The sequence below is a fragment of the Legionella sp. W05-934-2 genome, assembly GCF_964199965.1.
Lineage (GTDB): Bacteria > Pseudomonadota > Gammaproteobacteria > Legionellales > Legionellaceae > JAFIFT01.
On sequence record NZ_CAXMZT010000024.1, the window covers coordinates 1 to 5,646 of the forward strand.

Here is a 5,646-nt window from a genome sequence, read left to right on the forward strand (position 1 = left end):
CATAGGGGGTCTGACCAAAATTTTCTCTTTATAAACAGAGAGATGCCCAATAAATAGCCTTAATTTATGCTCTTAAAAGCTATTTTTGAGTTCTAAAATGGGCTTTAAGAGCGTAATGATATTTTGACAATTGATTCTATGGTTAGGAAAATTGTTGTTGAAAAAGCGGTGTACGAATTACTTTATTATCAGTCCAGAGAGGCTCTCTAGATAGCTTGTTTTCGTTCAATAATTCGTTTATCTGATAGCACTTGGTATCGTTGTCTGCCATAGAACAGCTCATAATAGCCACAGAACTTCCAATCCAAGGGATTATTTACTCGGCCAGTCCGAACCATGTTTAAATCAATATAAATAAAGCAATGATGCAAATACTCATTATCTTCAATAACAGAAACATGATACCTGTCTTCCCAAAAGGCGCCATTTCTCCATTTTCTCAGGTTATACTCTTGTGCTGTTCGTCCTGCAACCAACTGCATAGATGATGGGATAATGCCTTCATTTGTACACATTACCAACAAATGTATATGATTCGATGTAATCATATAATTTAAAATACAAAATCCATACCGTTTCCTTGCTTCATAAAGCCAGTAACGATATCGCTCTCTATCATGTCTGAATTTTAATAAAAAATCTCGTTTGTGACACCGATGCGTTATATGAAACACTTCTCCAGGAGCATATATCCTCCTTGCTCGAGGCATGTTATTCCTTTCATTTGGACTTGAATCAGCGATTATATTTTTTTCTTTTAGAAAAACAAGATTAAGTTTCTGCAACTTAATTTAGAGGTCATTTTAAGTCTTAAAAATACCTTCTAAGGCCAAAAATTAGTACTTTATCTCACCTATCATATTGTTTATAAAGAAAATATTTTGGTCAGACCCCTATGCCCGATACCCTGTATTATGGATAAGCACGCAATAATTGGCTGAAATGTGACCAGATAAGAGAAAAGAGGGCTATACTTAACTATACCCGTGTGTTTATAAAAGGAAGTATATGTTTAAAAAGGACTGTTGATAGGGGGGAGCACACTCTTTTGTGTCGTAAATGGAGTATGCCTCATGTCCAAATCAGTCGGTGCACATAAGCATGCCAATAGTGGTGGCAGAAGAGAAATCATTGATAGCAGAAAAGATCATCATGATACCCACACTTTAGTTAAAAACGATAAAAGCGAAGTCGGTGGGTTAGACTATCGTTCGAACCATCATCATCGCAACTGTGGTGGAGATAACCACCAATATGTTTTTACTTCTGACGTATTCAATCATACCAATAGACATATTAAATCGCACGGCAAAAGTAGCGACGATATAATCTATTCAGGAAATGGCAATGATATTGTTATAGCTGGCAAGGGGAATGACTATATTGATGGAGGTCCTGGGAATGACATCCTTCTTAGCGGTAGAGGAAACGACACAATATATGGCAGAGCCGGTAACGATATTCTTTTAAGCGGCAGAGGAAATGATTTGCTATCCGATGGGGCTGGTAACGACTTAGTATTAGCAGGATCAGGGAATGATACGGCGAGCTATATGGTTAGCGATAATATTGGTAATTGTGATTATTTTAATGGCGGTTCAGGCACTGATACACTATACATCGATTTAACAAATGCAACGAAGTTTACAGGCGATATTAGTGATTATGCCCAGAGTATCATTGATTATTTTTACGCACACTATGGGAATGTAAATTTTAGCTATTTAGCGAATGGTGCATTTAACCTAACGGCACGTCATTTTGAAAATATAGAAGTATTTATACCCAATCAGCCACTCACTGCGGTTGATGATAATGCTAGCATAACAGAGAATAATACTGTTTCAGGCAGCGTTATAACGAATGATACAAACCCAGCAAATCTTCCTTTAACAATAACAGCAGTTAATGGTCAACCAGCTTTAGTTGGGCAACCGATACTATTATCCTCTGGTTTGGCATTAACGATTAATGCAGATGGGACGTATTCAGCTGATGCAACCAGCACGCAATTGGATCAATTATCTATTAACCAATCTATCACGGAAAGCATTTCTTACACGGTGGATAATGGTCAGGGCGGAATAGCAAGCGCTTTCTTAAATGTTACGGTTGTTGGCGCAAACGATGCGCCAACGAATTTAGATAGTCTCATTACAACGACCGAAGATACACCTTATGCTTTTAACGCCACAGACTTTCCTTTTTCTGATGTGGATAGCGGCGATAGTTTACAGGCGGTGAAGATAACTAGCCTTCCCGGTCAAGGCAGCTTATTGTTAAATGGCGGGGCAATCAGTTCTGGGCAAGCGATAAGCCTTGCTGACATCACCGCCGGAAATTTCACCTTTGCACCATCTGCCAATGGTAATGGGGATGGTTATGCAAGCTTTAACTTCCAAGTATCTGATGGCACGGAGTTTAGTGGGGTTGATAGCAGCATGAGCGTGGATGTAACGCCAGTTAATGATGCGCCAACGAATTTAGATAGTCTCATTACAACGACCGAAGATATACCTTATGCTTTTAACGCCACAGACTTTCCTTTTTCTGATGTGGATAGCGGCGATAGTTTACAGGCGGTGAAGATAACTAGCCTTCCCGGTCAAGGCAGCTTATTGTTAGATGGCGTGGCAATCAGTTCTGACCAAGAAATAAGCCTTGCTGACATCACCGCCGGAAATTTCACCTTTGCACCATCTGCCAATGGCAATGGGGATAGTTATACAAGCTTTAACTTCCAAGTATCTGATGGCACGGAGTTTAGTGGGGTTGATAGCAGCATGAGCGTGGATGTAACGCCAGTTAACGATGCGCCTAACATCACCACAACGACGTTAAGCATGTTTGAAAATCAACTATTAGCAGGCTTAGTTATCGCCAGCGATCCCGATATTAATGATTCTTTGGAATACAGTATTGTCGACGTTGCTGATGGCGGTGAGGCTGATTCTGATTTGTTTTCGATTGATAAATTAGGCAACTTAAGTTTTCTGTCACCTGCGGATTATGAAAACCCGTTAGATAGTGATGGAAATAATGTTTATAACGTGACCGTTCGTGTGCAAGATAGTAGTCTTGCAACTGATCAACTCATTGCCGTCATCGTCAAAGACCTATCTGATGGCTTAACGCTCTTTACCGAGAATGACGATACAGTCGATTTTGCCAATGTCGATCCAGATAGTTATAACCCATCAACCTATTATCAAGCGCTTTCGGGAAATGATGTTGTTACCCTCCCTTCGATTGCAAGGGCTAGTTATATTGGTTATGACTTCAATGCCCTTTTTGATGCAGGTACTGGTAATGATAAAATTTATGGTTCTGATGGTAATGATTTAATCAGTGGTGGTGACGGGGATGATACGATTTTCGGCGGTGACGGGGATGATACGTTTATCAGTGGTGCGGGGAATGACACCCTCGATGGCGGTGAGGGTTATGATACCATTCAGGGCAGTGGTTTACTTAGTAGTTCTGTAAACCTTAGCTCAAACACGGGAACTTTTAGATCACAAGGTCCTTTAGGGTATACAGATAATATTTCTAATATAGAGAAAATTTATCATGATACGCAAAGTGATTATAATTCATCTACTAACTTAAATCTATACAAAAGCCATATGGATTTTGTCTCCGGAGATGGAAATGAAAGTATCAATCTAAATCTAAGGGAAAGTAGCCTGAATTTAAATCTTGGCGGAGGCAACAATTTTGTTATTCTATCATCTGGGAGAGAATCAGATATTTTCATAGTAGCTGGTTCGGGCGAGAATACCTTCATAGCGGGGAGTTCTAACACTTCAGCTATTTATACAACAGCCGATTATTCAAAATTAGATAGCGGTATAACTATCAATTATAATGGCCTATATTATCAAATTTCACACAATAACATTATGACGGATAAATATTATTATCCGTGGATATCTACTGTTTATGGAACCTCCCAATCAGACAGCTATGATATTTTGATTAACAACCAGGGATTTTTTTCGGTTGATAATTTCCAATTCTACGGTAATGCTGGAAATGACACCATGACTATTAGTGGTACCTTATTATCTAATCCAGGCACAAATGGTGCAAATGGTGTCCCTGGGAACAATGGTACAATAGGTTCATCCAATGGCACGAATGGGGGAAATGGTACGGCTGGTAGTTTAGCTAATTCGTCATTATTAAGCTTCATATCCTCGGATCCTCAAAAACCGGTTGTTTTTAATGGCGGGGATGGGATGGATACGATTGACTTTAGCGTCGTATTGTCCGCTGGAAAGGGCGGCGATGGTGGCGATGGTGGTAAAGGCGGGGATGGATCATTTTCATTTACTGGAGGAAATGGTGGCAAGGGAGGAAATGGTGGCAATGGCGGCGATGGTGGTGATCTACTTGTTACCCTCTACAATGTCATCCTTGATTCCGGCCCCGGCGAAGATTATGACCTTAACCTTTCCGTTATTGGCTTGGCAGGTTATGGAGGACAGGGAGGTGATAGGGGGGCTGGAGGAATTGGGCATGGACTAGGGTCAAATGGCAGTGCAGGCGTCAGCGGTAATGGTGGTGCCGCTGGAGTAGCAACTTATACCATTGATCATTTAAGTATTTCTATGGGGGAAGGCGCTTCTCAACAATTAACCGTCAATTTACAGGCGGCCGGAGGACAAGGTGGTTTTGGGGGCACAGGCAAGACCCAACAGCCTGGCGGTGATGCCACGATTTCACTAACTTATTCAACGGTGACAGGGCATGAGTATTCAGATACGGTTGCTATTGATCTGGGGGCTTTTGGTGGAAATGGCAGTATCAAAGGGCATGCTACAATCACTTATCAAAATAATACGGTTAATTTGTTCGACGGGGATGATACGCTTCATTTAAGCTTTGCTATGTCAGGTTCAACATCAACGTTTAACTACGGTAATTATAATTCATTTGACGCAGGTGATGGCTTTGATACGTTGGATTTATCCGCTATGACTCAAGCTGTGACTGTGGATCTAACACATGGCACTGTCTCCACTACGCTAACAGGCACTATGGGGGGCTTTAGCAATTTTGAAAAGGTGATCGGCACGAATTATGGGGATACGTTGACTGGTAATGCCAGAAATAACGTCTTTGAAGGTGGGACAGGTGCCGATACGGTCACCGATTTTGAAAATGGTGTGGATCGGATAGATGTTCACAATTATGGAGTAGCTAGTAGTAGTTCTTTAAACATCAGCACGATGAATAATGGCACAGATGTGTTGATTAAATTTAATGAGGAAGACTCTCTTACCTTAATCAATACGGATATAAACGACATAGACGATACTGATTTCATCTTCTTAAGCTGATTGAACATCCGCCGAGACCAAGTATCAAGGTGATCTTACCCTGATTTGATGGACACCCTACTAAGAGAGTAAAATCTTAGGTAGAGGTGAAAAATGAACAGTAATAAACCAACAATAAAAACAGAAAGAAAAAAATACAGCTCACAATTTAAAGATCAAGCTGTAGAGCGAGCAGAAAAAGATGGCGTTGCTCAAGTATCCATAGGGGGTAATCCATAGGGGGTCTGACCAAAATTTTCTCTTTATAAACAGAGAGATGCCCAATAAATAGCCTTAATTTATGCTCTTAAAAGCTATTTTT

3 protein-coding genes are annotated in these 5,646 nt (G+C 40.5%); 2 read left to right on the forward strand and 1 reads right to left on the reverse strand.

The features are described 5' to 3' along the window. Positions 1-206 precede the first annotated feature (206 nt). Positions 207-710, reverse strand: coding sequence for a transposase (locus AB3348_RS15095; protein ID WP_367608462.1), 504 nt, complete (start codon positions 708-710; stop codon positions 207-209). Between the two features lie 363 nt (positions 711-1,073). Between AB3348_RS15095 and AB3348_RS15100 the strand changes: the two genes are divergently transcribed. Then, positions 1,074-5,345, forward strand: a complete 4,272-nt coding sequence (locus AB3348_RS15100; protein WP_367608463.1) for a beta strand repeat-containing protein — start codon at positions 1,074-1,076, stop codon at positions 5,343-5,345. A gap of 93 nt (positions 5,346-5,438) precedes the next feature. Continuing rightward, on the forward strand, positions 5,439-5,564 hold the full coding sequence (locus tag AB3348_RS15105) for a hypothetical protein (protein WP_367608464.1): 126 nt from the start codon (positions 5,439-5,441) through the stop codon (positions 5,562-5,564). Positions 5,565-5,646 lie beyond the last annotated feature (82 nt).

Excerpts from the sequence above, each read along its gene's own strand:
- AB3348_RS15095 (WP_367608462.1), bottom strand. The coding sequence starts at position 710 with ATGCCTCGAGCAAGGAGGATATATGCTCCTGGAGAAGTGTTTCATATA.
- AB3348_RS15105 (WP_367608464.1), top strand. The coding sequence starts at position 5,439 with ATGAACAGTAATAAACCAACAATAAAAACAGAAAGAAAAAAATACAGC.
- AB3348_RS15100 (WP_367608463.1), top strand. The coding sequence starts at position 1,074 with ATGTCCAAATCAGTCGGTGCACATAAGCATGCCAATAGTGGTGGCAGA.